We start from the raw sequence: 26491 nt of genomic DNA, 5'->3' as shown, positions 1-26491 counted from the left end.
CCGGGCTCCGAGTCGCCCTTGAGCGTCGGCGTCACTACGTCGAGGTGCGCGCTTCACCGGTGACCACCCGCCTCAGCAGGTTGACGGTGGCCTGGGCCAGTCGCGGGTCGGCGAGCGCACGAGTCCAGCCCAGCGAGCCAGCGGCGAACACCCAGGCCCCGGACGTGGTCCGGTAGAGCTGGCTCTGCTGCCGCTGGGGTGCGCCGTCGCGCCGGAAGGGTGATTCGGCCAGCAGAGTGCGTTCCGCCGCCGGGGGCTCGGCGAAGCCGGGCATGCACTGGTCGGCCTCGCCCCACACGACCTCGGGAATCAGGTCGCCGTCCCGGACGCCCGTGCCCGCCCAGAACCAGTGTCGGCTGCCGCGGATCACCAGCGGGGCGTAGCCGTCCACCACGCTGACGTACTGCGCCCCGATGAACTGCTGCTCCGCGTGGCCCGCCGACCGCCACATGATGCCGAGCGGTAGCGGGCCGGACGCCGGCGTCTTCTCCTTGGCGCACCGGACCAAGCGGTCGTCGTGATCGTCCGCGCCGTAACCGATCCGCCAGTAGCAGTTGTTGGCGCCGAGGAAGACCAGGCTGGTGCCGCCGCCGCGGGCCGTGACGACCGCCTCGCGCATAGGTGTCGACCAGTACTCGTCGTGTCCCGGGAAGACGACCGCCCGGTGACGGGCCGGGTCCACCCGCCCGGTGTGCAGGTCCTCGCTGGTGGCGTATGCCACGTCGATTCCCTGAGCTTCCACCCACTGAACGAACCCGATGTCGTGGTCGGCGAGCGCCGGGACGCCGTTGCCGGCGTACGGCCGGTCGTGGCTGACCGCCCGGGCCCGGTGCTTCGTGGTGATCTGCCCCGCGCTGTCGAAGCCGTAGTAGAGGCTGGCCCCCGTCCGCCCGTCCTCCGGCCAGCAGTTGTACGCCTGCCAGGTGCTGGTGGGCAGGACGACGAGAGCACCGCGGGCGCGCCCAGGGTCGCGTACCACGAACGGGATCCACTGGTGATGGCCGGTGGCGCTGGCGAGCAGTGCCAGGTAGAGCCCGCTCGTCCAGTCCGGTGCCACGGTCGGTCGCCACTGCGTGCGCCACCCGCATCGCACCGCGCCGGTCGCTGGGTCGACCGTCGGTGCGGCCTGGGGAGACCCGTCCAGCCACGGGCTGACCGCCACCTGCCGGGCTCCGCGACCGTCGTAGTGGCCGACCCGGAAGATGGTGATCCGGTACCGCTGAGGTCGGGCGACCGAGACCTGGAACCGCAGTTCCTCGCCGGGCGCGACGCTGGTCGCGTGGACGTAGCCGGCGATCTCGCCGCCCCTGTCCGTGGCGAACCGGTGCCCGGTCAGGCGGAATCCGCTGGCGCCCGGCCGGGCGTTCTCCACGACGACTGGCGGCGACCCGGCGGCGCGCAGCAGCGGGGTGGCCGGGCCCGGGCCGGTCGGATCACCCACGTAGTTGGGGTCGACACGCGGGGCGGTGGCGGCCGGCGGGCGGACCTGACAGCCCGAGTCCAGTATCACCGCCCCGACCGCCCCGAGAATGCCCAGCGTCGCTCTCCGGGTGTGCCTGATCTCGCCTCTGCCAACCATGGTCCCGCTCCCCGTGTACGCGGCCCGGTGATCCGCGCCGCGGCCGTAGAGGGGCGCGTCGGTGGCGGGAACGGATCCGGCCACAACCCGTTCGGCAGGATGACGATTCAGGTCTGCGGCGCGTTGCAGAAGATCGTCAATGATGGAGGATCGGCGCCGGCGGGCAGCCGTTCGGTGGGCGTTGTCCGCCGAACGGGTTCACTCGCCGGTGGTGCCGTCGATGCGTTCCCGGATCAGGTCGGCGTGGCCGTTGTGCCGGGCGTACTCCTCGATCATGTGCACGTACACCCAGCGCAGGTTGAAGGTGCGCTTCTTCCCGCTGACCTCGACGAAGGTTTCGTCCAGGGAACGGCCCGCCGCGGCCTCGCGGGCCAGCGCCACCTCCCGGTGGAAGGTGGCGAAGTCCGCCTCGGCGTCCGCGGCGCTGACGTCGTGGTCGGCGTCCGGCGTCTCCGGCGTGAAGTACGGGTAGTCGACAGGCTGGCCGGCGAAGTTCTCCCGGAACCACCAGGCCTCCACCTCGGCGAGATGTCGGACCAGGCCGAGCAGGGTCAGGCCGGAGGGTTGCACGCTCGGCGTGCGCAACTGCTCCCCGGTCAGGCCGGCGCACTTGAGCAGCAGCGTCTGCCGGTGGTAGTCGAGCCAGCCGTCGAGCATGGTGCGCTCGTCGCCGACGTACGGTTCGGGTGTCCGGGTGATCTCCGGTGCGGTCCACGTCATGGCGGGCATCCTGCCCGGCACCCCTGACGGTCCGCGACGGGTTAATCAGGGCACCACGACGACGGGCCAGTGACCCTTGCGGACCAGCCGGGTGGCGACCGAGCCGACCAGCCGGTGACCGGCCTGCTCGGACGCGCCCACCACCACCATGTCGGCCTGGAACTCGTCGGCCGCCGCGCACAGCTCGGCAAACGCGTCGCCGCGCCGGCACAGGAAGGTCACCGGGATGCCCAACTGCTCGGCCCCATGCCGGCACTCCCGGCGCAGCTCGTCGGCCAGCTCGTCGTACGTGCGCTGGACCGCGCCCGCGTCCATGCCGGGCACCAGGGCGGTGAGCCCGCTCGCCGAGCTGACGAAGACCACCACCAGGGCGGCGCCCTGCCGGCGGGCCAGGCCGGCGGCGTAGGCACCGGCCCGCTCCGAGGTACGGGTGCCGTCCACGCCGACCAGGACCACCCGGGGCCCGTCCGTGCCGCGTTCGAAGGGCAGCGGGCTGATCCGAGGGCCGTACTCCTCGCGGTCCGGCGCTCCCACGCTCATGGCTCTACCTCACCTCTGCTCGCCGGTCCGGACCGCGCCGGAGACGAGTTTCGATTCCCCGTCGAGGGCAGCGGAAACCGGGCTGCCGTTGTGCTGCCGCAGCGGCACTTCCTTGATGAAGCTCACCGCGATCAGCGCGATCAGCGCGAAGGGAGCGGCGGCCAGGAAGATGTCGCCGGCGCCGTGGCCGTACGCGTTCTCCACCACCGCTCGCAGCGGACCGGGCAGGGTGTGCACGTCGGGCAGGGTGCCGCCGCTGCCGGAGCTGGAAGCCCGGATGCCGAGCTGGGACAGGCCGTCGGCGGTGTAGTCCTTGACCTTGTGGGCGAGCACCGCGCCGAGGGCCGAGACGCCGATCGCGCCGCCCAGACTGCGGAAGAACGCCACCACCGAGCTGGCGGCGCCCAGCTCGTGCGGGCCGACGGTGTTCTGCACGGCGAGGACGAGGTTCTGCATGGTCAGGCCCAGGCCGACGCCGATCAGCACCATGTAGACGCTGAGCAGGGTGAAGCTGGTGTCCGCGCGCAGCGTGCCCATGAGCGCGAAGCCGACGGTGAGCAGCGCCGAGCCGAGCACCAGAAACCGCTTCCAGCGGCCGGTCCTCGTGATGATGCGTCCACCCACCGTCGAGGCGACCAGCAGGCCGAGGATCATCGGCAGGGTCATCAGGCCGGACATGGTCGGGGTCTCGCCCCGGCTGATCTGGAAGTACTGGCCGAGGAAGATCGACGCGCCGAACATGCCCACGCCCACCGCGATGCTGGCGACGACGGCGAGGCTGATCGTGCGGCTGCGGAACAGCCGCGGCGGGATCATCGGCTCGGCGGCCCGGGTCTCCACCCGGATGGCGAGCGCGCCGAGGAGCAGCGCGCCGAGGACCATGACGGCGGTCTGCCACGAGGCCCAGGCGAACTGGTCGCCGGCGAGGGAGACCCAGATCAGCAGCATCGACACGGCCGCGGTGATCAGGGTGGCGCCCCACCAGTCGATCTGCGCCTTGCGCTTGACCACCGGCAGTTTCAGGGTCTTCTGGAGCACGACCAGCGCGGCGATGGCGAACGGCACGCCGACGTAGAAGCACCAGCGCCAGCCGAGCCACGAGGTGTCGACGATCACGCCGCCGATCAGCGGTCCGCCGATGGTGCCGACGGCCATCACGGCGCCGAGGTAGCCGCTGTAGCGACCCCGCTCGCGCGGCGCGATCATCGTCGCCATGATCACCTGCGCCAGGGCGGTGAGGCCGCCGGCGCCGACGCCCTGGAGCACGCGACACGCGATCAGCTCGCCGGTGCCCTGGGCGGCGCCGGCCAGCACCGACCCGAGGACGTAGATCGCCAGGGAGAGTTGGACCAGTGTCTTCTTGCTGGTCAGGTCGGCGAGTTTGCCCCAGATGGGGGTGGTCGCGGTGGTCGCGAGCAGAGCCGACGTGACCACCCAGGTGTACGCGGACTGGCCGCCGTGCAGCTCGGTGATGATGCGCGGCAGCGCGTTCGAGACGACCGTGGAGGAGAGGATCGCGACGAACATGCCCAGCAGCAGGCCGGAGAGAGCCTCCAGGATCTGCCGGTGGGTCATGTCGACGGCGGGCGCCCGGGACGCTGTCGCCTGGCTCATCGTGTACTGCCCCCGAATGGAGTAGAGGTGGGCGGCGGACCGCAGGGCGGGTCCCGCCTGGGAGTTGCCGGAGGCAACCGTACGGTTTGGTTGCCCCAAGCAACAACTGGGCGGGTGGCGGTCGCATTCCCCATCGTCGGAGGTCACCTCCAGGATTCGTTGAACTGGCCGAGCAGCCGGGCGAACTCCTCGACGTCCCGGGCCGGCCAACCGTCTAGAGCACGCAGGAACTCGCCCAGGCGGGCGGACCGGGCGACGTCGAACCGGCGCTGGCCCTCCTCGGTGAGGCTGATCTGCGCCGCCCGCCGGTCACTCGGGTCGGGGTCGCGGTGCACCAGACCGAGCGCCTCCAGCCCGTTGATCTGCCGGCTCAGCGTCCCCTTGCCCACCCCGAGCCGCCCCGCCAGCTCGGTCAACCGAATCGATCCACTACGCCGTAACCAGAGCAGCAGCCCGTACGTGTTCGGTTCGAGGGTCGGGTGCACCTCCCGGGCGATCTCCCACGAAACCGCACGCCCCCGGCGCAGCAACGCGGTCAGCTCGTGCTCGACGGCCCGGATCGGCTCCGGCAGGTGCTCGTCCACGGGCTAGAGAGTACGGCGAGGCCCGGTCAGTCGTCGCCGGACAGGCGGCGGCTCATCACCGGACGTAGGTGCCCGTCGCTCGTGGTGCCCTCAATGGTCACCTCGGCCCGCCGGCCCCGGTGGGTCAGGGTGGCGACGGCATTGCCGAAGTAGGGACCGGCCAGCTTGCGCCAGCGCACCCCCGGGCGTCGGACACCCGCCGAGCGGGCCAACGCCCGCGTGGCGCCCGCCGGCCCGGACGACCAGCCCAGCCGCATCAGCGGACGGATGCCGGCCGGCACCTGGTTGTGGATCGGCGAGCAGGTGAGCTGGTGCACCGGGGTGACCACCGCGGGATCGGCGAACCGGGCACGGGCCACGTACGAGTGGTGCACGTCGCCGGAGAGCACGCTGATCGACGCCGGTGGGGCGTACGCCGGCCCGGCGCCGACCCGGGCGCCGGACTGTCTCGGGGTGCCGGTGCCGATCCGGGCGAAGGTCTCCCCGAGCGCCTCGAAGGAGCGCCGGAACGCCGCCCAGTGCTCCAGGTCGAGTGCCCGGCGCAGCTTCTCGGCCCCGCTGGCCACCCACGGCCGGCGTGAGTCGGCCAGCTTCTCGTTCCACGCCTCGATGTGATGGATGCCCTGGGGTAGCAGCCAGGGCAGCGAGGCGCCCACCACCAGGTGGTCGTAGACCCCGTGCGCCTGGTCGAGGAACCAGGACCACTCACCCGGCGGCAGCATCGCCCGGCTGCCCGGCTCGAGCACCCGGCTGCACCGGTTGTCGAGCATGACCAGCCGGGTGCGCCCCAGGTCGATGGCGTAGCTCCACTGGTACTGCACCGCGCGCCAGCGCTCGGTGTCATGCGCCAGGTCGGACTCCTGGTCGACCCGGTGCCCGAACTCGCGCAGCACGCCGGTGGCGTCCTTTGCGGCGGCGACCTTGGCGAAGAGCGGGTCGGCGGCGATCTCGTCCGGGGAGAGGTTGCCCAGGTGCTGGTAGACCCAGTATGAGGCCAGCCCGCTGCCGATCCGCTCGGCCCACCACGGCTGCTCGCGCATCTCGGCACGCCACGCCGCCGAGGTGTTCCAGTCGTCGATGATCTCGTGGTCGTCGAAGATCATCACGCTCGGCACGGTGGAGAAAAGCCAGCGGATCTCCGGATCGCGCCACGACTCCAGATAGAGCTTGGTGTACTCGTCGAAGCTCACCACCTGGTCGGCCGGGGCGCCCTTGGGCCGCCGCCGGCGCCGGCGCAGCAGCCGCCGCACGGTCGGGGAGGTGACGTCGGCGTAGACCTGGTCACCGAGCAGCACCAACAGGTCGGGCAGCGCGTTCGACTCGGGGTCGGCCATCAACCGGCGGGCGTACGCGTCCAGGGCGTCCGGGGGCAGCTTGCGGGTGGTGGCGTGCTGGGTGGTCTCCCGGCACGAGCCGAAGATCAGGTTGACCGGCTGGTCCCGGTCGTCGACCGCCCGGGTGCGGATCACGCTGGGCGGAAAGCCGCTGCTCGGGACCGGCCAGACCACCTCGTCGTCGACCAGCACCTCGTAGGTCGTCGCGCTGTCCGGGGTGAGCCCCTGCACCACGACGAGGGCGTAGTGGTGGTCGTACGCCGAGAAGGTGGGTGCGGTGCCGGTGGCGCCGTGGGCGGTGCGGACGGTGACCACGGCGGGCGCGGCGGTCTCCACCCAGATCGTCGCCCGGGTGTCGACCACTCGCCGCAAAAGTGGGCCGATCAGCAGGTGTGCGGCGGGCATGCGGCGAGCCTACCGCCGGTTCGTGAGACCGGCCGGGTGCGGTGGCTGAGACTCCGGGCACCGCCCGGGGTGCGGTGGCTGGGACGCCGTCGCCGGCATCTGACAGGATTCCGGCATGGCCGAATATCTCGTCCTCGCTCTGGTCCTGCTCGGTGTGCTGATCGCCGGCACAGTCGGGCTGGTCGTGCCGCGCTTGCGGCGGCGGCCCGAGCCCCCGCTTGCGCGCACCGAGGTCGACACCCGCGCCGAGGAGGATCTCGCCGGCCCGCCGGTTGAGGCACCGGAGTCCGATCTGTCCACCGGTGTTCTGGTCGAGCCGCCACCGGTCATCGAGGCGCCCGCCCCGACCGTGGAGGTGCCCGAGCCGACCGCCGGGAGGCTGGTCCGGCTCCGTTCGCGGCTGTCGCGTTCGCAGAACGTCTTCGGCAAGGGACTGCTCGGCCTGCTCGCCCGCGACCACCTCGACGAGGATGCCTGGGAGGAGATCGAGGACAGCCTGATCACCGCCGACGTCGGCGTCGACGCGACCCGCGACATCGTCGACCGGCTACGCGAGCAGACCCGGGTGCTGGGCACCCGCTCGGCCGGTGAGCTGCGCGCGCTGCTCGCCGCCGAGCTGGTCAACGCCCTCGACCCGAGCATGGACCGTTCGCTGCGCACCGCCCCGAAGGACGGCGTGCCGGCGGTGGTGCTGGTCGTCGGCGTCAACGGCGCCGGCAAGACCACCACCTGCGGCAAGATCGCCCGGGTGCTGGTCGCCGACGGCCGGACCGTGCTGCTCGGCGCCGCCGACACCTTCCGGGCCGCAGCCGCCGACCAGTTGCAGACCTGGGGCGAACGGGTCGGTGCCGAAACCGTCCGCGGCCCGGAGGCGGCCGACCCGGCCAGCGTCGCGTTCGACGCGGTCCGCCGGGGTATCGACACCGGCGTGGACACCGTGCTCATCGACACCGCCGGCCGCCTGCAGAACAAGATCGGCTTGATGGACGAGCTGGGCAAGGTCAAGCGCGTGGTGGAGAAGCAGGGGCCCATCGACGAGACGCTGCTCATCCTCGACGCCACGACCGGCCAGAACGGTCTGGAGCAGGCCCGGGTCTTCACCGAGGTCGTCAACGTGACAGGTGTGGTGCTGACCAAGCTCGACGGCACCGCGAAGGGCGGCATCGTGATCGCGGTGCAGCGCAAGCTCGGCATCCCGGTCAAGCTCGTCGGCCTCGGTGAGGGCAAGGACGATCTCGCCCCGTTCGACCCGGCGCAGTTCGTCGACGCGCTGCTGGGCACCGAGCCGGCCGCACGGGACGCGTAGTCTCGGGTGACCACTGACGATCGCGCGTACGCGGGCTGGCGCGACCCCGGCCACCCTTCGCAGCGCCTCGGGAGACCGTACGTGACTTCGCAGGAGATCCCGCTGCACGGCGGCAACGTGAGCACCGTCGTCCGGGTCGGCGACACGGTCCGTCGTAACGCCGGGCCGTGGACCCCGTCCGTGCACGCCCTGCTGCGCCACCTGGAGTACGTCGGGTTCACCGGCGCACCCCGGGCGCTCGGGATGGACGAGCGCAACCGGGAGGTGCTGTCGTACCTGGAGGGGGAGTGCGGGGAGTACCCGCTCGCCCCGCACTGGGTGACCGACGAGGCGCTGGTCACCGTCGCCACCATGCTGCGGATGTTCCACGACGCGCAGTACGGCTTCGCCCCGCCGCCGGGAGCGGTCTGGCGCTCGTTCGGGCCCCCGCCGCCGGACACCGAGGTGATCTGCCACCACGACGCCGCGCCGCACAACGTCATCTGGCGGCCCGACGGCACGCTCGGGCTGATCGACTTCGACCTCGCCTCGCCCGGCGCCCGGATCTACGACGTGGCGTACGCCGCGTGGACGTGGGTGCCGATCTTCGCCGACCGGGACTCGATCACGCTGGGCTGGAAGCATCCCGACCGGCCGCGCCGGCTGCGCCTCTTCGCCGACGCGTACGGGTTGATTCCGCGCGACCGGCACCGGCTGATCCGCACCATCCGCAAGCGGATCGTGGACCACGTCGAGGGCATTCGCCGGATGGCCGCCGCCGGTGAGCCGGCGTTCGTCCGGATCGTGCACAAGGGCCACCTGCGGCGGCCGATGCGCGACCTGCGGCTGCTCGACTACGAGCGGCACGCTCTGGAGAACGCCCTCCGCTGAGCGCCGATCCGGCGCTGCTCGGCCGGTCCCGGTGAGCGGGCCGGTCGATGGGGCTGACCGGTCAGCCATCGACGTACGCCGTCCGGGCGATCCACCACCGTCCATGTCGCGTACCGTGCGGACTCCGTGACACGTCCGAAACAACCCGTCACGAAACGGAAACCGGCACGGGACCCTGGGTGAAACAGCCGGCCGCGAGGCTTCCGCGCAACCGGCCTACGGGCGACGCTGCCCCGGAAAGCCGCGAAGGAGGACTTCACCTTTAGGAGGCCAGCGTGCCTGAAGCACCGACGATCGACGGCGCCAATACCACGTGGCTGCTGGTTTCGACCGCGCTCGTGCTGCTCATGACCCCCGGGCTGGCGCTGTTCTACGGCGGCCTCAACCGGGCCAAGGGCGTACTCAACATGATGATGATGAGCTTCTCGGCCATCGGGCTCATCTCTGTTCTGTGGTGGTTCTACGGCTTCAGCGTCGCCTTCGGGACCGACGTGAACGGCTTCTGGGGTGACCCAGGCGCGTACCTCGGCACCAAGACGTTCCTCGCCGAGACCGACCTGTGGGGCGCCACGACGGAAAACCCCAGCGGCATCGGGATTCCGCTCTACGTGTTCATGGCCTTCCAGATGGTTTTCGCGGTGATCACCGTCGCGCTGATCAGCGGCGCCATCGCCGACCGGGCCAAATTCGCCGGCTGGCTGCTGTTCGCGTTCGGCTGGGCCACCCTGGTCTACTTCCCGGTCGCCCACTGGGTGTGGGGCGGCGGCATCATCGGCGGTGACATCCACGCACTGGACTTCGCCGGTGGCACCGCGGTGCACATCAACGCCGGTGCGGCGGCCCTGGCCGTGGCGCTGGTGCTCGGCAAGCGGCTCGGCTGGCCCCGCGAGGGCATGAAGCCGCACAACATTCCGCTGGTCGCGCTCGGCGCCGGTCTGCTGTGGTTCGGGTGGTTCGGGTTCAACGCCGGCTCGGAGCTGACCGTCGACTCGGTCGCCGCTCTCGCCTTCATCAACACCCAGCTCGCCACCGCCGCCGCGGTGCTCGGCTGGATCGCGGTCGAGTGGGTCAAGGACCGGAAGCCGACCATGGTGGGCGCGTCGTCCGGCGCGGTCGCCGGCCTGGTCGCGATCACCCCAGCCTGTGGTTTCATCGCCCCGTGGGCGTCCGTTTTGCTCGGCGTCGTCGCCGGGGTCGTGTGTGCGCTCGCGGTCAGCCTCAAGTACCGGCTCGGCTACGACGACTCCCTCGACGTGGTCGGCGTGCACTTCGTCGGTGGCTGGATCGGCTCGCTCTGGCTCGGCCTGTTCGCCACCAACTCGGTCAACGCCGCGATCAGCGACGTGGTGGGCGCCTCCGACGGCCTCTTCTACGGCGGCGGCGCGACCCAGCTCGGTCGGCAGGCCCTCGCCGGCCTGATCGTCACCGCCTGGTCGTTCGGCATCGCCTGGGTGCTCGCCTTCGTCATCGAGAAGACAATCGGCTTCCGCGTCCAGGGTGAGGCCGAGGTCGAGGGCATCGACATCGCCGAGCACGCCGAGAGCAGCTATGACCTGTCTCCGGCCGGCGGCGGCACGGGCAGCGCGTTCGCGATGGCCGGCATCGGCACCCCTGGTGGCGCAGCGCCGAGCGGTGCCTCGCCGGAGGCGGAGTCCACCGAGCCGGTCAGCGCCAAGGTCGCCGGTTAACGTTTCCTGGAATGGAGGGGTTGGACATGAAGCTGGTGACCGCGGTCATCAAGCCGTACCAGCTGGACGCGGTGAAGGAGGCTCTGCACGCCCTGGGCGTGGCCGGGCTGACCGTCAGCGAGGTTCAGGGGTACGGACGGCAGAAGGGGCACACCGAGGTCTACCGGGGTGCCGAGTACACGGTCGAGTTCCTGCCCAAGATCCGGGTCGAGGTGCTCACCGACGAGATCGACGTGGAAAAGATCGTGGACGCCATCGTCGGCGCCGCCCGCACGGGCAAGATCGGCGACGGCAAGGTGTGGGTCACCGGTGTCGAGGAGGTCGTGCGGGTGCGTACCGGCGAGCGCGGCCTCGACGCCCTCTGATCCGGGCCACGGCGACATGACCTCGTTGATCAAGAAGAACGCGTCCGGGCACGCCGGGAACGGCGACGCGAGCCTCTTGATCAACGAGGTCGTCGGCGTACCCGGGGGGATCGGGGAGGCCGCCCGCCGGGCGCGGGCGGCCGCGTACGACGAGTTTCTGCGCGGGTTGCTGCCCGCGCGCGACGGGGTCGCGCTGCTGGCCGTCGGAGGGCTGGGGCGGCGGCAGTGCGCACCCTACGGCGACCTCGACCTGGTGCTGCTGCACGCCGGGGTGCCCGGCACGGACGAACTGGCGGCCTCGGTCTGGTACCCGATCTGGGACGCCGGCCTGCGCCTGGACCACTCGGTGCGGACCGTCTCCGAGGCTCTCTCGGTGGCCCAGGACGACGTCAAGGTCGCCCTCGGGCTGCTCGACGCCCGCCTGGTGGTCGGCGACCAGGCGCTCGCCGACGCCCTGATCCGCACCGCCGCCGATCACTGGCGGCGTACCGCCGTCCGCCAGCTGCCGGGCCTGCGGGAGGTCACCGTCGCCCGCTGGCAGGCGCACGGCGAGCTGGCCTTCCTCCTCGAAGGCGACCTGAAGGAGGCCGCCGGCGGGCTGCGTGACGTGGGGCTGCTGCGCGCCATCTCCGCCGCCGGGATCACCGACGCGCTGCGCCCCGCCGTCCGCGCCGCCCACCTGCGCCTGCTGGACACCCGCGACGCCCTGCACCAGCAGGTCGGTCGCCGGGTCGACCGGCTGGTCGCCCAGGAACGCGACGGCGTCGCCGCGCTGCTCGCTCTGGAGGACGGCGACGCCCTCCTGCGTCGGGTGGCCGGGGACGCGCGCACGGTCAGCCACGCCCTCGACGACGCCTTCCGCGCCGCCGACCGGCTGCGCTCCGGCCGATCCCGGGGCGGGAACGGCAGTCCCGTCCGCCGGCCCGTGGCCCGGGACGTGGTCGAGCACGGCGGAGAGCTGGTGCTGGCCCGGACGGCGATCGGCGCGCGCCCCGACCCGAGCCTGTCGCTGCGGGTGGCCGCCGCGGCGGCCACGACCCAGTTGCCGATCGCGCGGGCCACCTGCGAGTGGCTGGCGGCGTACTGCCCCCCGCTGCCCTCGCCCTGGCCGCCCGAGGCCCGGGCCGCGCTGACCACGCTGCTGGGCGCCGGTCCCGGCCTGGTACCGGCCTGGGAGACCTGCGACCGGTACGGGCTGGTGGACGGCTGGCTGCCCGAGTGGACCAGACTGCGCAGCCTGCCCCAGCACAATCCGGTGCACCGCTACACCCTGGACCGGCATCTCGTGCAGGCCGCCCACGAGGCCAGCCGGCACGCCCGCGAGGTGGACCGGCCCGACCTGCTGCTGCTCGGCGCCCTGCTGCACGACATCGGCAAGGGCCTGCCCGGTGACCACAGCACCGTAGGGGTGCCGCTCGCCGAGACGGTGGCGACCCGGGTCGGGCTGCCCGCCCCGGAGGTCGAGCTGATCGGCACGCTGGTCCGGCTGCACCTGCTCCTGCCCGACGTGGCCACCCGCCGGGACCTCGCCGACCCGGTCACCATCGCATCGGTCGCCGAGGCCGTGGGCGACCCCGGCACGCTCGACCTGCTGCACGCGCTGGTCCGCGCGGACGCCGCAGCCACCGGCCCGGCCGCCTGGTCGGACTGGAAGGGACGACTGGTGGCCGAGCTGGTCGCCCGCGTCCGTACCGCCCTGGACACCGGCGTGCTGCCCGAGCCACCCGCGCCGGATCCGGCGCTGCTGGCCGGGCCGTTGCCGGTCGTGCACCTCACCGGAGACCGGGTGGCGGTGGCCGCCGCCGACCGGCGGGGACTGCTCGCCACGGTGGCCGGCTGTCTGGCCCTGCACCGACTGGAGGTGCTCTCCGCCGACGCCTCCGTGGTCGACGGCCGGGCCCTGGTCGAGTGCCGGGTGCAACCCCGCTACGGGCTGCCGGCCGATCCGGTCCCGCTGCGCGCCGACCTACGCCGCGCGGTCGCCGGCGACGTGTCCGTCACCCAACGGCTGCGCGGCCGCGCGCTCGCCGCCCGGGGCAGCGGTGCCGCTCCCCGGGTCGTCTGGCACCGCGAGGCCGCCACCGACGCCGTGCTGCTCGAACTTCGCGCGGCCGACGCCGCGGGGCTGCTCTACCGGGTCGCGGGCGCGCTCGACGAAGCCGGAGCCCTGGTCCGCGCCGCGCGTATCTCCACCCTCGGCGCCGACGTGGTCGACGCCTTCTACCTGGTGGGCGGCTGGCCGGACGACGCCACCCGGGCCCGCCTGGAGGCCGCCGTCCTCGCCGCCGTCTGACCGCGTGAGGCCGGTGCGCCAGGTCCGCGTGCCGGGGCCGCGTGTCAGGCCGCGTGTCAGGCCGCGTGCGGGGCTCGTGTGCGGGGGCCGCGGGCCAGCGCCGCGTGCCGGGCCGGTGCGCCAGGGCGTGCGCCACGCCGTGGGGCAGGGCCATGTCGCTCACAAGCCATATACCTCTGAGTCATATTTATGACTCAGAGGTATATCGCTCTTGGAGGTGTATGCCGCGACCCGCCAGGCGGCGGCGATGGTCGCGACCCGTCGACCGCGTGCTCCGTGGGGTCCGCGTGCCCGTCGGCCGCGTGCGTCGGGGGTGCCCCGGTGGGGGGGGGGGGGCGGTGGGTACGTCCGGGAGCGTAGTTGCGGTGCCGCTTGCGGACGCACGCATGGTGGCGTCACCGCGGGCAGAATGACGGCCATGCGATGGACCAGGTGGCAGGAGGTGGCCACCGACTCCGTGCTCGCCCTGGCGCTGCTCGTGTTCGGGGTGCTCGCCACCGAGCTGGCCGGGAACAACCAGCCGGGTTCCAGGCCGGTGGATGCCGTCTGTCGGGTACTGATCGCGCTCGCCGCGCTCGCCCTGCTGCTCCGGCGGCGAGCCCCGGTGGCGACCCTCGCCGTGGTCACCGTGGCCACCACGACGTACCTGGTGCTCGGTTATCCGTACGGGCCGATACTGCTCACCTTCCTGGTCGCGGTCTACACCGTGGCCGTGCGGCTGCCGGTGCGTCCGGCGGCGCTCGCCACCGCCGGCGCGTTCGTGGTGCTGCTGGCGCACGTCTTCTGGTCCCGGGGCCCGGCGCCGGGCTGGGCCGAAGTGCTCCCCGCGTCGGCCTGGGCGGTCGTACCCTTCGCTGCGGGCGTGGTCGTGCGGGTCAACCGCGAGGCCGCCGCCCGCAGCCGCGCCGAGCAGGCCCGAGAGCGTGTCGAGCAGGCCCGGCGGCAGGCCGACGAGGAGCGGCTGCGCATCGCTCAGGAGGTGCACGACGTGGTGGGGCACGGGCTGGCCGCGATCAGCATGCAGGCGGAGATCACCCTTCACCTGCTGCCGAAACGACCGGAGCAGGCGGAAATCGCGTTGACCGCCATCGGTCGCACCAGTCGGGAGGCGCTGGACGAGCTCCGGGTCACGCTGGGCGCGGTGCGCCGGGGCGCGGAGCGCGAACCGGTGCCGGGGCTGGCCCGGCTCCCGGCGCTGTGCGACCGGCTGGCCGGTGCCGGTCTCGCCGTCGATTTGCGCCGCGACGGCGACCCTCGGGAGCTGCCGGCGGCGGTGGACCTGGCCGCGTACCGGGTGGTGCAGGAGGCGCTGACCAACGTGCTGCGGCACGCCGGCGTGACCAGCGCCGAGGTGACCGTCGGCTATCGGGCCGACGAGGTGACGGTCGAGGTCACCGACCGGGGCGTCGGTGTCGCCGCCGGCCCGTTCGACGCGACCGACGGCCAGACCGGAGGGCACGGTCTGGCCGGTATGCGGGAGCGGGTGGCCGCGCTGGGCGGGCGGCTGACCACCGGACCACGCCCGGACGGCGGTTTTCGGGTCTGGGCCCGGCTGCCCGTGGAGCCGCCCGCGTGATCCGGGTGCTGATCGCCGATGACCAGGACCTGGTCCGCCTCGGGCTGCGCGCGCTGGTGGAGAGCGAGGACGACCTGACGCTCGTCGGTGAGGCGGCCGACGGGCTGCGGGCGGTGGAGCTGGCCCGCCAGGTTCGGCCGGACGTGGTGCTGATGGACATCCGGATGCCCGGCATCGACGGGATCGAGGCGACCCGCCGGATCGTCGCCGACCCCGAGCTGACCGGCACGCGGGTGGTGGTGCTCACCACCTTCGAGCTGGACGAGTACGTCTTCGACGCGCTGCGGCACGGCGCCAGCGGGTTCCTCACCAAGGACACCCGGCCGCCGGAGCTGCTGCGCGCCATCCGGCTGGTCGCCGAGGGGGAGGCGCTGCTGTCGCCGTCGGTGACCCGGCGGGTGGTGCGGGAGTTCGCCACCCGGCCGTCGAGGGCACCCCGTCCGCACCCGCGGCTGGACACCCTCACCGACCGGGAACGCCAGGTCGTCGGCCTGGTCGGGGAGGGCCTGAACAACGAGGAGATCGCCGCCCGGTTGGTGGTGAGCCCGGCGACCGCGCGGACCCACGTCAGCCGGGCGATGGGCAAGCTGGGCGCCCGGGACCGGGCCCAGCTCGTCGTCTTCGCGTACCAGTCGGGGTTGGTTTCGGGGTGAGGCCGGGCCGCCAGCGGCCTTGCGGCCGGGCGGCTACCCTAGCGGTGGCCGGACTCCGCAGTGCCGGCCGCGTTGTGCCCGCCGGAACACTGACAAACGGGATGTTCGCGTGTTTGACACCTTGAGTGACCGCCTGTCCGGGATCTTCACCAAGCTCCGCGGCAAGGGACGGCTCACCGACGCCGACATCGACGCCACCGCGCGCGAGATCCGCCTCGCGCTGCTGGAGGCGGACGTCGCGCTGCCGGTGGTCAAGGGCTTCATCGCGGCCGTCAAGGAGCGCGCGCGCAGCGCCGAGGTCTCCCAGGCGCTCAACCCGGCCCAGCAGATCATCAAGATCGTCAACGAAGAGCTGATCAACGTGCTCGGCGGCGAGGGTCGGCGGCTCCAGTTCGCCAAGCAGCCGCCCACCGTGATCATGCTGGCCGGCCTCCAGGGTTCCGGTAAGACCACCCTCGCCGGCAAGCTGGCCCGCTGGCTCAAGGGCCAGGGGCACCAGCCGCTGCTGGTCGCCGCCGACCTCCAGCGCCCCAACGCCGTCGGGCAGCTCCAGGTGCTCGGTGGCCGGGCCGGCGTCGAGGTGTACGCCCCGGAGCCCGGCAACGGCACCGGTGACCCGGTGCAGGTGGCCCGCGCGTCGATCGAGCACGCGAAGCGCGCCGCCCGCGACATCGTCATCGTCGACACCGCCGGCCGCCTCGGCATCGACGCCGAGATGATGCAGCAGGCCGCCGACATCCGCGACGCCGTCTCGCCGGACGAGGTCATCTTCGTCATCGACGCGATGGTCGGTCAGGACGCCGTGCGCACCGCCGAGGCGTTCCGCGACGGCGTCGGCATCACCGGCGTGGTGCTTTCCAAGCTCGACGGCGACGCCCGTGGTGGCGCCGCGCTCTCCGTGCGCGAGGTGACCGGGCAGCCGATCCTGTTCGCGTCCACCGGCGAGAAGCTGGAGGACTTCGACGTCTTCCACCCCGACCGGATGGCCAGCCGGATCCTCGGCATGGGCGACGTCCTCACTCTGATCGAGCAGGCCGAGCAGGCCTTCGACTCGGATCAGAAGGAGAAGATGACCGCCAAGCTGATGGGCGGCGAGCAGTTCACCCTGGACGACTTCCTCGACCAGCTCATCGCGGTGCGGCGGATGGGTCCGATCGCCAACGTGCTGGCCATGATGCCGGGCATGGGGCAGATGAAGGACCAGCTCGCCGAGCTGGACGACAGTCACTTCGACCGGGTCACCGCGATCATCCGGTCGATGACCCCGGGCGAGCGGACCAACCCGAAGATCATCAACGGCTCCCGCCGGGCACGTATCGCCAATGGCTCCGGCGTCACTGTGATGGACGTCAACCAGCTGCTCAACCGCTTCGCCGACGCGCAGAAGATGATGAAGCAGATGGGCGGCATGATGGGCCTGCCCGGCGGTGGCCGGCGCAAGGCGACCAAGTCCCCCAAGAACAAGCGCAAGGGCACCAAGGGCGGCGGTCGTCCGCGTACGGGCGCCGGCGCCGGGCTCCCGGGCGGCTTCCCGGGTGGCATGCCGCAGCTCCCGCCGGGGATGGACCCGAACGACCTCGCGGGCGGCCAGGGCCTGCCGCCGGGCTTCAAACTCCCGAAGATCGACTTCAACAAGCTCGGCAAGGGTGGCGACAAGGGCCCGCGCTGAGGCGTGTCGGTGACGGCGGGCGACGTCATCCTTTCCTAGGGTGATGTCGTCCCGCTGAAGGAAGATGTCATGGACACAGCCCCGGTTTTGCCCGAACGGTACGAGTGGACGGTCGACGACCTCGGTGAACTGCCGAAGGACCTTCCGTACGAATTGATCAACGGAAGGTTGATCGTGCCGTCGCCCACTGCCGTGCACCAAGAGTTCTGCGTCGAGCTGCTGCTCACGCTTCGCGTCAACTGCCCGCCGGAATACCTGGTCAGCATCGACCTGTCGATGCGGGTCGACCGGCGCAACGGGCCGCGCCCCGACGTGGTGGTCATCCGCCGCAAGCACGCCGGCCGGTCACCCGTCCCGGTCGAGGACGCCCTGCTCGCCGTGGAGGTCGTCTCGCTGCCCTTGAACTTTCGCGACATGTACGACAAGGCGAAGGTCTACGCGCACGCCGGTGTCCGGTCCTACTGGGTGGTGGACCCGTCGCAGGAGCGCGTCACGCTGACCGAGTACGCCCTCGGAGCGAACCGCGAGTACGAGCAGGTCGCGCACACCGAGGATCTGTTCGTCACCGAGTGGCCGTGGAAGGTCTCGGTGGACCTGCCGGCCCTGACCGCTCGGAAGAACGACCTGCTCGCCCCCGAGGAGCAGTGATCGGGTAGGACTGTGCGCATGGCTCTTCACGTGCGCGGTGTGCTGCTCCCCGACGACGAGGTCCGGGATCTCTGGCTGGTCGGCGACCGGGTGACCTTCACCCCGGTGCTCGGTGCGGAGACGGTCGTCGACGGCGGGTTCGTCCTCCCGGGGCTGGTCGACGCGCACTGCCACATCGGCATCGCCCGCGGTGGCGCCCCGATCACCTCCCTCGACCAGGCCCGCGAGTTGGCCCACACCGACCGGGACGCCGGGGTGCTGGCGATCCGCGACGCCGGCTCGCCGTACCCGTACCCCGAGTTGGACGACGAACCGGACCTGCCGCGATTGGCCCGCGCCGGCCGGCACGTCGCACCCCCGAAGCGCTACCTGCGCGACATCGGCGTCGAGGTCGGCGCGGCCGAGGTGGCCGCGACGGTGGCCGCCCAGGCCCGAGCCGGCAACGGCTGGGTGAAGCTGGTCGGCGACTGGATCGACCGCGGCGTGGGCGACCTCGCGCCGGCCTGGGACGCCGAGACCCTCACCGCCGCCGTACGGGCCGCGCACGACGCCGGGGTACGCGCCGCGGTGCACACCTTCTCCGAGTCGGCCGTGGAGATCATGGTGCGGGCCGGGGTGGACTCGGTGGAGCACGGCACGGGGCTGAGCCTCGACCTGATCGACGAGATGGCCCGCCAGGGCACCGCGCTGGTCCCCACGATGATCAACATCGCCACCTTCGGTGGGATCGCCGAGCAGGCGCGGGCCAAGTTCCCCGGGTACGCCGAGCACATGCTCGCACTGCGCGACCGCTTCCCGGAGGTGGTGCGCGCCGCGCACGAGGCGGGCGTGCCGATCTACGTGGGCACCGACGCCGGTGGTGGCATCGACCACGGCCTGGCCGCCGAGGAGATGCTGCTGCTGCACGAGCGCGCCGGCATGGCGCCGATCGACGTGCTCGCCGCCGCGTCCTGGGGCGCCCGCGAATGGCTCGGCTTCCCCGGCCTGGTCGAGGGCGGCCTCGCCGACCTGACCGTCTACCCCGAGGACCCCCGCCACGACCTACGCGTCGTCCGTGCCCCGTCCCGCACGATCCTGCGCGGCCGAGTCCTCCACTGACCCCCGCCGCGCCAGGCCGGGTCGCGCCGCGCCAGGCCGGGTCGCGCCGCGCCAGGCCGGGTCGCGCCGCGCCGCGTCGCGCCTGGCCGGGGCCGGCTCGCGCAGGGCCGGGGCTGCGCCGGGCCGGGCCGCGTCGGGCTGCGCTGCGCCGGGCCGGGCTGCGCCGGGCCGGGCTGCGCCGGGCCGGGCTGCGCCGGGCCGGGCTGCGCCGGGCCGGGCTGCGCCGGGCCGGGCCGCGTCGGGCCGGGCCGCGTCGGGCCGCGTCGGGCCGCGTCGGGCCGCGTCGGGCCGCGCCGCAAGATCGTGCTCGATCCAGGAAGTAGTGGCCTCGGTGTCGTGGGGATGCCACTAAAACCAGGATCGAGCACGATCGTGCCGGGCAGAGGGGTCGACAAGGGAAGATCCGCGCAACTTCCCTGATGTTGCTGCCTCACGGTCGCCGGAGGCAGCAACATCACTGATGTTGTGCGGATCTTGGCGTGGGCGTGGGCGTGGGCGTGGGCGTGGGACGTGGGCGTGGCAGGCCGGGGAGACGCAGGTGCGTGCGGGCGCGGGGGTGCGGCGTGTGACGACGCGGGGGTGCGGGGTGTGACGACGTGAGGGTGTGACGCGTGACGACGTGAGCGTGCGGCGCATAGAGGGGCCGGATGCGGCGCACGACGACAGGGTGGTGCGGTGCGGGGCGCAGGGGCGCAGGGGCGCTGGGACGCGGGTGGGAGCGTCAGCGGGGCGGGCGGGTGGCGGCGGCGGTGAAGAGGTGCACGGCCAGGTCGGCCAGGGCCGTGGCGGTCTGGTCGATCGGGGATCGGGGGAGCACGATGTGGCTCACCACCAGACGGACGATCGTGTCTGCGGCGAATGCCAACGCCGCCTGGTCCGCTCCCGGCAGGTGGTCGCCGGCCCACTCGATCAGCGCGCCGGACGCCTCGGTGAGGACCACCTCGGCCCGGGTGGTGAGGTACGGAAGCAGTTCGTCCGAGCCGCCCCGGGCGCTGGTGAGGATGGCCTTGACCAGCGGGTTGTCGGCCGCCGTGGCGAGGGTGTGGGCGATCGCGGCGTACGCGCCGGCCCGGACGTCGGCGCCGTGCGCGAGCAGCGCCTTCCGGACGTCGCCGACGAACCGGTCCACCTCGCGTCGGGCGAGCGCCTCGGCGAGGCCCGCCTTGCTGCCGAACTCGTTGTAGACGGTCTGCCGGCTGACCCCCGCCGTGGTGGCCACGCCACCCATGCGGACCGCGTCCCAGCCGGCGGCGATGGTCCGTGCGCGGGCGGCGTCCACGATCGTGTCCCGCAGTCGCTGGCGTGGTGAGTCGGTCGTCGCAGTCATGGTGGTCGAATTCTACGGGCGGCCCGCCGGCCCGCCCAGCGTCCGCCGCGGGACCCCGCCGAGTGCGGCCCGCCGGCCCGCCCGGCGTCCGCGTGGGGCCCGCTCAGCGCCTGTCCGGCGTGTGTCGCCGGCCGGCCGGCGCCCGGTCATGCCGTCGCGCGGAGGGCACGTCGCGCGGCGCGGCGCCTCCCGGGCGCGGCGGGGCCCCGCGTGGCGCATAGGATGTGCGGTCATGGCACGCGTGCTCACTCCCCGTGCGGAGGACTTCCCCCGCTGGTACCAGGACCTGATCGCCAAGGCGAAGCTGGCCGACAACGGCCCGGTCCGCGGCACCATGGTCATCCGCCCGGCCGGCTACGCCATCTGGGAGCGGATGCAGACCGAGATGGACGCCCGGATCAAGGCGGCCGGCGCGGAGAACGCGTACTTCCCGCTGTTCATCCCGGAGAGCTACCTCAAGCGCGAGGCGCAGCACGTCGAGGGCTTCTCGCCGGAGCTTGCGGTCGTCACCCACGGTGGCGGCAAGCAGCTCGCCGAGCCGGTGGTGGTGCGCCCCACCAGCGAGACGGTGATCGGCGAGTTCATGGCCAAGTGGATCGACTCGTACCGGGACCTGCCGCTGCTGCTCAACCAGTGGGCCAACGTGGTCCGGTGGGAGCTGCGCCCGCGGATCTTCCTGCGGACCAGCGAGTTCCTCTGGCAGGAGGGGCACACCGCGCACGCCACCCGCGAGGACGCCCGCGCCTACGCGCGGCGGATCCTGCACGAGGCGTACGAGGACCTGATGGTCAACGTGCTCGGCATCCCGGTGGTGGTGGGCCTGAAGACGGCCCGCGAGCGCTTCGCCGGGGCCACCGCCACGTACACCTGCGAAGGCATGATGGGTGACGGCAAGGCGTTGCAGTTGGGCACCAGCCACGAGCTGGGCCAGAACTTCGCCAAGGCGTTCGACATCAGCTACTCCGCCAAGGAGGGCGGTCGCGAGCACGCGTGGACGACCTCCTGGGGCACGTCGACACGGATGCTCGGCGGGCTGATCATGGCGCACGGCGACGACAACGGCCTGCGGGTGCCGCCGAGGCTGGCCCCCATCCAGGCGTACATCATGATCGTCAAGGATGGCGAGGGCGTCGGCGAGGCGGCGGCCAAGCTGCGCGACGGCCTGCGCGACGCCGGTGTCCGGGTCGCGCTCGACGACCGGACCGACACCGCGTTCGGCCGTCGGGCCGTCGACGCCGAGCTGCGCGGCTATCCGGTACGCGTCGAGGTCGGCCCCCGCGACCTGGCTGTCGGCAACGCGACGGTGGTCCGTCGTACCGACGGGTCGAAGTCCCCGACGCCGGTGGCCGACGTGGTCGGCGCGGTGCTGGCGGCGCTGGAGGCCGATCAGCAGGTGCTGCACGATCAGGCCCTCGCGCACCGCGAGTCGCGCACCGTCGAGGTGTCGACGCTGGCCGAGGCGATCGAGGCGGCGGCCACCGGCTGGGCCAAGGTGCCGTGGTCGGAGGTCGGCGTGGCCGGCGAGGCCGAGGCGAACGGCCAGGGCGTGACGGTTCGTTGTCTGCTGCGCGCCGACGGCTCGGTGCCGGACTCGGAGGACGAGCCCGACCTGGTCGCCATTCTCGCTCGCGCCTACTGAGGCGTAAGGAAGGGCCCCTTCCTAACGCCTGCGGTAGAGGAAGGGCCCCCTGCTAACAGCTCGGAGGTGTGCTGCCGTGCGCTTCGCGCCGGATCGGCTGATCATGCACCGCAACGTGCGGCACGGTCGGATCGGATGGGTCCGGCCGGGTCGCGTGGTCAGCGACGACGAGCGGGGTCTGCTGGTGTGGATCGCGCGGGACTCGCCGGTGGCCCACGAGGTGACCGAGGCGGGGCTCAACATGCGGGCGATGCCGTTCGCCCAGTGGATCTCGTCGTCGTACCGGCTGGCGCACGGCCGCTGGAACGGCCCGCCGCTGTTGAAGTTCCTGCCCACCGGGGCCGCGCACTCTGTGTGGTGGTTCCGGGACGCGCAGGACAAGTTCGCCCACTGGTACGTCAACCTGGAGGAGCCCGGTGTCCGTTGGGACGACGGGACGGTGGCCGGCGTCGACGTGATCGACCAGGATCTGGACGTGCTGGTGCGCCCGGACCGCACCTGGCAGTGGAAGGACGAGGACGAGTTCGTCGAGCGTCTCGCCTTCGGTGACGACTACTGGGTGACCGACGAGAAGGCGGTCCGCGCCGAGGGGGAGCGGGTGATCGCGCTCGCCGAGGCGGGTGAGTTCCCGTTCGACGGCACCTGGTGCGATTTCACCCCGCCGACGGAGTGGGACGTACCGGACGAACTTCCGCCCGGGTGGGACCGCCCGCCGGTGCGCTGAGAGGTGTTCCGGGTCACCGGTGACGCGGTGTCCGGGTCCGATGCGAGAGATCGACGTCGGATCTGGCAGAATGGGTTGCTGGTATCCGGCGCGCGTCCGGCGCCCTCTAACCCGGGCGCGTCGCCAGTCCACCGAGTAGTCTCCGGCCCAACCCCACTGTGCCGGTCGGCGCTCACCCATGCACACCGCCCACAGCGGGCTGGTGAGATCGCAACAGGAGCGAAACAACTGTGGCCGTAAAGATCCGGCTCCTGCGGATGGGCAAGATCCGCAACCCGCAGTACCGCATCGTCATCGCCGACTCGCGCACGAAGCGTGACGGCCGGGCGATCGAGTTCGTCGGGGTGTACCAGCCGAAGGAGGACCCTTCGGTCATCGAGGTCAAGTCGGAGCGGGTCCAGTACTGGCTGTCTGTCGGCGCTCAGCCGAGCGAGGCGGTGCAGCGGCTGCTGGAGCTGACCGGTGACTGGCAGAAGTACAAGGGCCTGCCGGCCCCGCCGCCGCTGAAGGTCGCCGCCGAGCGGGCCGACCGCAAGGCGGCGTACGAGGCTGAGGCGAAGGCCGCCGCCGGGCTCGCCCCGGAGACCCCGGCCAAGCCGGCCAAGAAGGCCGCCAAGGCTGCCGAGGCTCCGGCCGAGGCCCCGAAGGCCGAGGCCCCGAAGGCCGAGGCGCCGGCGACTGAGGCTCCGGCCGAGGCCCCCGCTGCCGCTGCCGACGCCGGTGAGCAGGCCTGACATGCCTCTGCGTCCGGCGTTGGAGCACCTGGTCAAGGGCATCGTCGACCACCCGGATGACGTCCGGGTGCGGATGGTCGATTCCCGTCGGGGCAAGCGGCTGGAAGTCCGCGTGCACCCCGAGGACCTCGGCACGGTGATCGGGCGGTCCGGCCGGACCGCCAAGGCGCTGCGTCAGGTGATCGGCTCCATCGGCGGGCGCGGGGTACGCGTCGACATCGTCGACTCGTACTGATGCAGCTCGTCGTCGGAAGGATCGGCAAGCCGCACGGTGTCCGCGGGGAGGTCACCGTGGAAGTGCGGACCGACGAACCCGAAGCACGGTTCGCCCCCGGTTCGGTGCTGCGCACCGAACCGGGGGCGACACCCCCTCCAACCATCGATGAGCCCGGGGTGCCGTTCCGGGTTCCCGCGGAGCTGACCATCGAGGAAGCCCGCTTCCACCAGGGTCGGGTGCTGGTCGCGTTCGAGGGCATCCTGGACCGCAACGCCGCCGAAGCGCTGCGCGGGACGCTGCTCGTGGTGGACAGCGCCGACGTGGAGCCTCCGGATGACCCGGAGGAGTTCCACGACCATCAGTTGGTGGGTCTGGCCGTGGTCACGCCGGCCGGTGAGCGTCTCGGCGAGGTCGCCCGGATCGACCACGCGCCGTCGTCCGACCTGCTGGTGCTGCGGCGACCCGAGGGGCGTACCGCGCTGATCCCGTTCGTCCGGGCGATCGTCCCGGAGGTCGACCTGGCCGGTGGACGCGTGATCGTCGACCCGCCGGCCGGCCTGCTCGATCTTTAGGACCAGCCCGCATGCGCGTCGACGTCGTGTCGATCTTTCCGGAGTACTTCGCCCCGCTGGACCTGTCGCTGATCGGTCGCGCGCGCGCCAATGACGTACTCCAGCTCGCCGTGCACGACCTGCGGTCCTGGACCCACGATGTGCACCGCACGGTCGACGACACCCCCTACGGCGGCGGCCCGGGGATGGTGATGAAGCCCGAGCCGTGGGGTGCGGCGCTGGACGCGCTCGCGCCGGCCGAGGCCGCGCCGCCCCGGCTGCTCGTGCCGTCGCCGGCGGGCGTGCCGTTCACCCAGGCCATGGCCCACGAGCTGGCCGCCGAGCCGCACCTGATCTTCGCCTGCGGCCGGTACGAGGGGATCGACCAGCGGGTCCTGGCGCACGCCGCCACCCGGATGCCGGTCACCGAGGTGTCGCTCGGCGACTATGTGCTCTTCGGCGGCGAGGTCGCGGTGCTGGTCGTCCTGGAGGCGGTCACCCGACTGCTGCCCGGGGTACTGGGCAACGCCGGCTCGCTGGACGAGGAGTCGCACGCGCACGGGCTGCTGGAGGCCCCGATCTACACGAAGCCGCCGAGCTGGCGCGGGCACGACGTCCCGGAGGTGCTCCGCTCCGGCGACCACGGCAAGATCGCGCGCTGGCGGCGCGAGGCGGGGCTGCTGCGGACCGCAACCCAGCGCCCGGACCTGCTGGCCGCGCTACCACCCGAGCGGCTCGACAAACGAGACATCGCGGCGCTGGAGCGGGCCGGATTTCAGCCGCCGCCGGGGGATGTGGCAAAGTAGGGGGGTTGCCGCATCCGTCCGCGCCCGTGGGCGGCTGCGAGGATCCCCGACCGGGGTCGGTCCGCCGATCACCACCCGGGAATCAGAATCACCCACCCGCGCGCCGAGTGACGGTGCGCCGTGAGCCTTACGAGGACGCAGCGATGAACATCCTGGACGCCCTTGACGCCCAGTCGAAGCGGACCGACCTTCCTGACTTCCGTGCCGGTGACACCGTCAAGGTGCACGCGCGGGTCGTCGAGGGCAACCGGTCCCGTGTCCAGATCTTCCAGGGCGTCGTGATCCGCCGCCAGGGTGACGGTCTGCGCGAGACCTTCTCGGTCCGCAAGGTCAGCTTCGGTGTCGGCGTCGAGCGGACCTACCCGCTCAACGGTCCGGGCATCGACCGGATCGAGATCGTGACCCGCGGTGACGTGCGTCGCGCCAAGCTCTACTACCTGCGCGAGCTGCGCGGCAAGAAGGCCAAGATCAAGGAGAAGCGGGAGAAGCAGCCCAGCTGACTTCCCGCTCGCCACGCCGCCTGAGCTGCGCGTATGCCGTACCGCCCAGACCGCACTACCCTGGTCGTACGGGCGCAGCCAGGCGGCGGCCCCGCCTTCGTGGCGGGCAGCTGTCCACTACCGCCCGTGGAGCCTCGACGAGGCTCCCGGGCGGTGGTGTTTCTGCGGACCGGGGAGTGGCGTGGTGCAGACGCTTGACGAGGACGGCACCGTCGATCCGTGGCGCCGGCGGGTACGCCGCGGCCGCCGCCAGATGCCTCTCTGGCAGGAGCTTCCACTGCTGCTGGTGGTCGCGTTCTGCCTCGCGGTGCTGATCCGCACATTCCTGCTTCAGGCGTTCTTCATCCCGTCCGGTTCGATGGAGGACACCCTCCTGATCGGCGACCGGGTGCTGGTCAACAAGGTCGTCTACGACGTCCGTGACCCGGTGCGCGGCGAGGTGGTGGTGTTCCGGGGCACCGACCGCTGGGCGCCGCAGGTCGACGAGCAGCCGGAGCCCGGGTTCGCCGGCAAGGTCGCCCGCACCGTCGGGGACCTGGTCGGGGTGAGCCGTCCCGGTGAGAAGGACTTCATCAAACGGGTGATCGGCCTGCCCGGTGACCGGGTGAAGTGCTGCGACTCCCAGGGCCGGGTCACCGTGAACGGGACCCCGCTCGACGAGCCGTACGTGCTGCGTGACTCCCCGCTGGATTTACCACCGAATCCGCAGGAGTGCCGCTCCCGACGCTTCGACGAGGTGGTCGTACCCCCGGGTCAGATCTTCGTGATGGGCGACCACCGTGAGGTCTCCCAGGACGCGCGCTGCCAGGGGCCGGTGCCGATCGACAACGTGGTCGGCCGGGCGTTCATGGTGGTCTGGCCGTCATCGCGCTGGGCCGCGCTGTCGGTGCCGTCGACCTTCGACGACGTGGCCGGGCCGGCCGCCGCCTCCTCCGGGGCGCCCCCGGTCCGTCCGTCCCCGCAGGGCGGTGTGCTGCTGATTCTCCCGTTGATGGCCGCGCTGAGAGGTTCCCGCGCGTTCCGGACGGTGCCGTCCGGCCCGGCAACGTAG

The 26491-nt window shown here is 72.3% G+C and carries 25 protein-coding genes; 18 read left to right on the top strand and 7 right to left on the bottom strand.

The annotated features are described in order from the left end of the window. Window positions 1-34 precede the first annotated feature (34 nt). The 6 genes from OG505_RS20005 to OG505_RS19980 all read right to left on the bottom strand — a co-directional run bounded on the left by OG505_RS20005 (window position 35) and on the right by OG505_RS19980 (window position 6776). Window positions 35-1579, bottom strand: a complete 1545-nt coding sequence (locus tag OG505_RS20005) for a N,N-dimethylformamidase beta subunit family domain-containing protein (RefSeq protein WP_405426482.1) — start codon at window positions 1577-1579, stop codon at window positions 35-37. Window positions 1580-1777: 198 nt separating this feature from the next. After that, window positions 1778-2299: a DinB family protein gene (locus OG505_RS20000; protein WP_234590094.1), complete on the bottom strand. Its 522-nt coding sequence runs from the start codon at window positions 2297-2299 to the stop codon at window positions 1778-1780. A 45-nt stretch (window positions 2300-2344) separates the two neighbouring features. Next, a complete protein-coding gene (locus tag OG505_RS19995; RefSeq protein ID WP_405426480.1) occupies window positions 2345-2839 on the bottom strand; it encodes a universal stress protein in 495 nt (164 codons plus the stop codon). 9 nt (window positions 2840-2848) lie between these two features. Then, window positions 2849-4453 carry an MDR family MFS transporter gene (locus tag OG505_RS19990; RefSeq protein ID WP_405426478.1) on the bottom strand — a complete coding sequence of 535 codons (1605 nt, stop codon included), beginning with the start codon at window positions 4451-4453 and terminating at the stop codon, window positions 2849-2851. 143 nt (window positions 4454-4596) lie between these two features. Further along, window positions 4597-5037 (bottom strand): MarR family winged helix-turn-helix transcriptional regulator, encoded by a 441-nt coding sequence (locus OG505_RS19985; RefSeq protein WP_405426476.1) that lies wholly within the window; start codon window positions 5035-5037, stop codon window positions 4597-4599. A gap of 26 nt (window positions 5038-5063) precedes the next feature. Further along, complete coding sequence (locus tag OG505_RS19980; RefSeq protein ID WP_405426474.1) at window positions 5064-6776, bottom strand: alkaline phosphatase D family protein; 1713 nt, start codon at window positions 6774-6776, stop codon at window positions 5064-5066. Window positions 6777-6891: 115 nt separating this feature from the next. On the opposite strand from OG505_RS19980, the gene ftsY reads away from it, so the two are divergent. From ftsY to OG505_RS19930, 10 genes are all read left to right on the top strand, one after another. Then, window positions 6892-8082 carry a signal recognition particle-docking protein FtsY gene (gene ftsY, locus OG505_RS19975; RefSeq protein WP_405426472.1) on the top strand — a complete coding sequence of 397 codons (1191 nt, stop codon included), beginning with the start codon at window positions 6892-6894 and terminating at the stop codon, window positions 8080-8082. Between the two features lie 6 nt (window positions 8083-8088). Beyond that, window positions 8089-8952, top strand: coding sequence for an aminoglycoside phosphotransferase family protein (locus OG505_RS19970; RefSeq protein WP_234590129.1), 864 nt, complete (start codon window positions 8089-8091; stop codon window positions 8950-8952). Between the two features lie 275 nt (window positions 8953-9227). Further along, on the top strand, window positions 9228-10640 hold the full coding sequence (locus OG505_RS19965) for an ammonium transporter (RefSeq protein WP_405426469.1): 1413 nt from the start codon (window positions 9228-9230) through the stop codon (window positions 10638-10640). A 26-nt stretch (window positions 10641-10666) separates the two neighbouring features. Beyond that, complete coding sequence (locus tag OG505_RS19960; RefSeq protein WP_007456507.1) at window positions 10667-11005, top strand: P-II family nitrogen regulator; 339 nt, start codon at window positions 10667-10669, stop codon at window positions 11003-11005. Between the two features lie 16 nt (window positions 11006-11021). Further along, a complete protein-coding gene (locus OG505_RS19955) occupies window positions 11022-13298 on the top strand; it encodes a [protein-PII] uridylyltransferase (protein ID WP_405426468.1) in 2277 nt (758 codons plus the stop codon). Window positions 13299-13716: 418 nt separating this feature from the next. After that, a complete protein-coding gene (locus tag OG505_RS19950) occupies window positions 13717-14874 on the top strand; it encodes a sensor histidine kinase (protein WP_405426466.1) in 1158 nt (385 codons plus the stop codon). Then, entirely contained in the window at window positions 14871-15527 is a 657-nt protein-coding gene (locus OG505_RS19945; RefSeq protein ID WP_405426464.1) for a response regulator, read from the top strand. The genes OG505_RS19950 and OG505_RS19945 overlap by 4 nt, the downstream gene beginning before the upstream one ends. 109 nt (window positions 15528-15636) lie before the next feature. Continuing rightward, complete coding sequence (ffh, locus tag OG505_RS19940) at window positions 15637-17196, top strand: signal recognition particle protein (RefSeq protein ID WP_234590138.1); 1560 nt, start codon at window positions 15637-15639, stop codon at window positions 17194-17196. Window positions 17197-17265: 69 nt separating this feature from the next. Then, a complete protein-coding gene (locus OG505_RS19935; protein WP_405426462.1) occupies window positions 17266-17844 on the top strand; it encodes a Uma2 family endonuclease in 579 nt (192 codons plus the stop codon). An 18-nt stretch (window positions 17845-17862) separates the two neighbouring features. After that, the gene (locus OG505_RS19930) at window positions 17863-18942 is read left to right on the top strand and encodes an amidohydrolase family protein (protein ID WP_405426460.1); all 1080 of its coding nucleotides are present in this window, start codon (window positions 17863-17865) and stop codon (window positions 18940-18942) included. Window positions 18943-19663: 721 nt separating this feature from the next. Here OG505_RS19930 and OG505_RS19925 read toward each other — a convergent pair. Continuing rightward, the gene (locus tag OG505_RS19925) at window positions 19664-20269 is read right to left on the bottom strand and encodes a TetR family transcriptional regulator (RefSeq protein WP_405426458.1); all 606 of its coding nucleotides are present in this window, start codon (window positions 20267-20269) and stop codon (window positions 19664-19666) included. A gap of 232 nt (window positions 20270-20501) precedes the next feature. Here OG505_RS19925 and proS point away from each other — a divergent pair, with 232 nt between their 5' ends. From proS to lepB, 8 genes are all read left to right on the top strand, one after another. Continuing rightward, on the top strand, window positions 20502-21908 hold the full coding sequence (gene proS, locus OG505_RS19920) for a proline--tRNA ligase (protein ID WP_405426456.1): 1407 nt from the start codon (window positions 20502-20504) through the stop codon (window positions 21906-21908). Window positions 21909-21984: 76 nt separating this feature from the next. Next, the gene (locus OG505_RS19915) at window positions 21985-22632 is read left to right on the top strand and encodes a DUF402 domain-containing protein (protein ID WP_405426454.1); all 648 of its coding nucleotides are present in this window, start codon (window positions 21985-21987) and stop codon (window positions 22630-22632) included. A gap of 230 nt (window positions 22633-22862) precedes the next feature. After that, a complete protein-coding gene (gene rpsP, locus OG505_RS19910) occupies window positions 22863-23366 on the top strand; it encodes a 30S ribosomal protein S16 (RefSeq protein WP_405426452.1) in 504 nt (167 codons plus the stop codon). Continuing rightward, window positions 23341-23601 carry an RNA-binding protein gene (locus tag OG505_RS19905; RefSeq protein ID WP_172862164.1) on the top strand — a complete coding sequence of 87 codons (261 nt, stop codon included), beginning with the start codon at window positions 23341-23343 and terminating at the stop codon, window positions 23599-23601. Before rpsP ends, OG505_RS19905 begins: the two co-directional genes overlap by 26 nt. After that, on the top strand, window positions 23601-24155 hold the full coding sequence (rimM, locus tag OG505_RS19900; protein ID WP_405426450.1) for a ribosome maturation factor RimM: 555 nt from the start codon (window positions 23601-23603) through the stop codon (window positions 24153-24155). The genes OG505_RS19905 and rimM overlap by 1 nt, the downstream gene beginning before the upstream one ends. Before the next feature lie 11 nt (window positions 24156-24166). Beyond that, the gene (gene trmD / locus OG505_RS19895; protein ID WP_405426448.1) at window positions 24167-24940 is read left to right on the top strand and encodes a tRNA (guanosine(37)-N1)-methyltransferase TrmD; all 774 of its coding nucleotides are present in this window, start codon (window positions 24167-24169) and stop codon (window positions 24938-24940) included. A gap of 143 nt (window positions 24941-25083) precedes the next feature. Further along, window positions 25084-25440, top strand: a complete 357-nt coding sequence (gene rplS / locus OG505_RS19890) for a 50S ribosomal protein L19 (protein ID WP_007456548.1) — start codon at window positions 25084-25086, stop codon at window positions 25438-25440. Between the two features lie 181 nt (window positions 25441-25621). Beyond that, the gene (gene lepB, locus OG505_RS19885) at window positions 25622-26491 is read left to right on the top strand and encodes a signal peptidase I (RefSeq protein ID WP_405426447.1); all 870 of its coding nucleotides are present in this window, start codon (window positions 25622-25624) and stop codon (window positions 26489-26491) included.

Source organism: Micromonospora sp. NBC_00617 (genome assembly GCF_045161355.1).
GTDB lineage: Bacteria > Actinomycetota > Actinomycetes > Mycobacteriales > Micromonosporaceae > Micromonospora.
The sequence above is the reverse complement of the archived record's forward strand: the minus strand, read 5'-3'. Positions and strand labels throughout refer to the sequence as shown.

Bases quoted from the DNA above. Each gene is read 5' to 3' on its own strand.
- OG505_RS20005 (WP_405426482.1), bottom strand. From the start codon at position 1,579: ATGGTTGGCAGAGGCGAGATCAGGCACACCCGGAGAGCGACGCTGGGC.
- OG505_RS20000 (WP_234590094.1), bottom strand. From the start codon at position 2,299: ATGACGTGGACCGCACCGGAGATCACCCGGACACCCGAACCGTACGTC.
- OG505_RS19995 (WP_405426480.1), bottom strand. From the start codon at position 2,839: ATGAGCGTGGGAGCGCCGGACCGCGAGGAGTACGGCCCTCGGATCAGC.
- OG505_RS19990 (WP_405426478.1), bottom strand. From the start codon at position 4,453: ATGAGCCAGGCGACAGCGTCCCGGGCGCCCGCCGTCGACATGACCCAC.
- OG505_RS19980 (WP_405426474.1), bottom strand. From the start codon at position 6,776: ATGCCCGCCGCACACCTGCTGATCGGCCCACTTTTGCGGCGAGTGGTC.
- ftsY (WP_405426472.1), top strand. From the start codon at position 6,892: ATGGCCGAATATCTCGTCCTCGCTCTGGTCCTGCTCGGTGTGCTGATC.
- OG505_RS19960 (WP_007456507.1), top strand. From the start codon at position 10,667: ATGAAGCTGGTGACCGCGGTCATCAAGCCGTACCAGCTGGACGCGGTG.
- OG505_RS19955 (WP_405426468.1), top strand. From the start codon at position 11,022: ATGACCTCGTTGATCAAGAAGAACGCGTCCGGGCACGCCGGGAACGGC.
- OG505_RS19950 (WP_405426466.1), top strand. From the start codon at position 13,717: ATGCGATGGACCAGGTGGCAGGAGGTGGCCACCGACTCCGTGCTCGCC.
- OG505_RS19935 (WP_405426462.1), top strand. From the start codon at position 17,266: ATGGACACAGCCCCGGTTTTGCCCGAACGGTACGAGTGGACGGTCGAC.
- OG505_RS19930 (WP_405426460.1), top strand. From the start codon at position 17,863: ATGGCTCTTCACGTGCGCGGTGTGCTGCTCCCCGACGACGAGGTCCGG.
- OG505_RS19925 (WP_405426458.1), bottom strand. From the start codon at position 20,269: ATGACTGCGACGACCGACTCACCACGCCAGCGACTGCGGGACACGATC.
- proS (WP_405426456.1), top strand. From the start codon at position 20,502: ATGGCACGCGTGCTCACTCCCCGTGCGGAGGACTTCCCCCGCTGGTAC.
- rimM (WP_405426450.1), top strand. From the start codon at position 23,601: ATGCAGCTCGTCGTCGGAAGGATCGGCAAGCCGCACGGTGTCCGCGGG.
- trmD (WP_405426448.1), top strand. From the start codon at position 24,167: ATGCGCGTCGACGTCGTGTCGATCTTTCCGGAGTACTTCGCCCCGCTG.
- rplS (WP_007456548.1), top strand. From the start codon at position 25,084: ATGAACATCCTGGACGCCCTTGACGCCCAGTCGAAGCGGACCGACCTT.